2 protein-coding genes are annotated in these 1799 nt (G+C 29.8%); both read left to right on the top strand.

Annotated elements, in window-relative coordinates; genetic code table 11:
• A partial coding sequence (locus tag B5E58_RS13155; protein ID WP_143597287.1) for a leucine-rich repeat protein occupies positions 1-1580 on the top strand: 1580 nt, incomplete at its 5' end.
• 10 nt (positions 1581-1590) lie between these two features.
• Positions 1591-1782 carry a hypothetical protein gene (locus tag B5E58_RS13150; protein ID WP_088110088.1) on the top strand — a complete coding sequence of 64 codons (192 nt, stop codon included), beginning with the start codon at positions 1591-1593 and terminating at the stop codon, positions 1780-1782.
• Positions 1783-1799: the final 17 nt, after the last annotated feature.

Below are 1799 nucleotides of genomic sequence, written 5' to 3'. Positions count from 1 at the left end.
TATTAATGGGAATAGTAACTACTGATGATAAAAATTATAAGGATATAGCCGAAGCTATAAGAGTAAAGACTGGCAAAACTGATTTATTATTGCCATCAGAAATGGCGGGTGAGATAAGTAGTATTACTGGCGGCGGTGAGGTTATTGAAAACGAAAAGTACATCAGACCTACTGAATGGCTACCACTACCACAAAGAGAAGAAACAAAAGACCAAATTTTTATTTTGGTGGCGATATATGAAGATACGAATTTACCTATAACAATAAATACAGCAAGTAAATGTGCTGTATCATGGGGCGATATTAACAATACTGTTGTTACAGGTACGGCAAATGAATTTACTTTCACATGGGATAGCGTAAACCCTGACAGCTTGTTTGATTTATGGGGGTACAGACAGAGTCTGATTAAAATTGAATGTGATAAGGATTTGCTGACAAATTTAAACGTGACAAGCGACTTAGACATTAAAGAATTTATTATTTATGCAAACAATCCAAAACTATTTATTGACGGTAAATGTTTAGTTAATATTGAAAGTTATGAATTGTATTTTAGGAATGAAGTTTTAAATCCAGCATTACCACCTTTTGGTCAAAACTTTGCTGGTAGAGCAACGTATTTGAAAAATATAGTATTAAATAACGTTGTAAAAAATTCTGGATATTGGACTTTTTACCCTTATCAAAAAGAGTATGGTTCTTTGTTAAATGAACCGAAAGTAAAGTTTACTGAAACTGTAACTGATTTTAGAACTTATTTATCATCTCAAAAAAGAATAAAAGTATTAGGAGATTATATTTTACCCAATGTAGATAGAGCAGAGGGTGCATTTTTAAATATGAATAGTTTGATAAAAATAGGTAAAGTACAATTCGGAAATAATGTAAATATGAGTAGTTTATTTAAAAACTGTTTATCTTTAAAAGAAGTTGATAGTGTTGATACTAGTACTTCTAATAACTTGAATGATTTTGTAAATGGGTGTACCTCTTTAAAAAAACTGAAAATTTCAGTAAAAAATGCAACAACGTTAAGCTCACTCGCAAGTAATTGTAAAAATTTAGTTAATGTAGAAATAACAGATGATGAAGATAAAAAAGAAAGCGTTAATTTTTATTCTGCTTTTAGTGCTTGTGAAAATTTGGAAAAAATATCTTTTAATCCATTAATCTGTAACAACGTAAGTAAATTATTCACTGGTTGTTATTCTTTAAGATATATTGAGAACGCTAATTTTGCAAACGCTACTGTTGCAAGTGAACTTTTAAGTAATTGTAAAAGTCTTATATTTGTTAAGAATTTGAATTTAGAAAAATCGACTAATAATTCAAATGCTTTTTTTCGTTGTAATAATTTGAAAATAATAACATTTGCAAAAAACGAGTGTATAAAATCTACTATTAGTTTCGGTGAATGTACTAATTTATCATCTGAAATGTTAAATTATATATTTGAAACTGGTCTTGCAGATTTAACAGGACAAGACACACAAACTATCACCATTAAAGGTTGTGGCGGAGCTAGTGAATGCGACGTTACAATTGCACAGTCTAAAAACTGGACTGTTGTTAGATAGGGGGGATTAAATGACACTGATTGCAGATGAAGGAAAATTTTATACTAATGGTTCGGTTTATGGGAAAACTATTGACCTAGGTGTTAATGACAATCCATTAAATTGGTATCAAATATCAGAAAATGAAATACCAACTGAACCAACAACTGAATTAGAAGAATACAGAACATTCTATCAGAGTGTTATGGAAGAAATAAGGTGAACGATATGAATATAACA

Source organism: Tyzzerella sp. An114, from assembly GCF_002161055.1.
Classification (GTDB): Bacteria; Bacillota; Clostridia; order Lachnospirales; family Anaerotignaceae; genus Fimicola; species Fimicola cottocaccae.
This window is presented reverse-complemented; position numbering and strand designations above follow the sequence as displayed.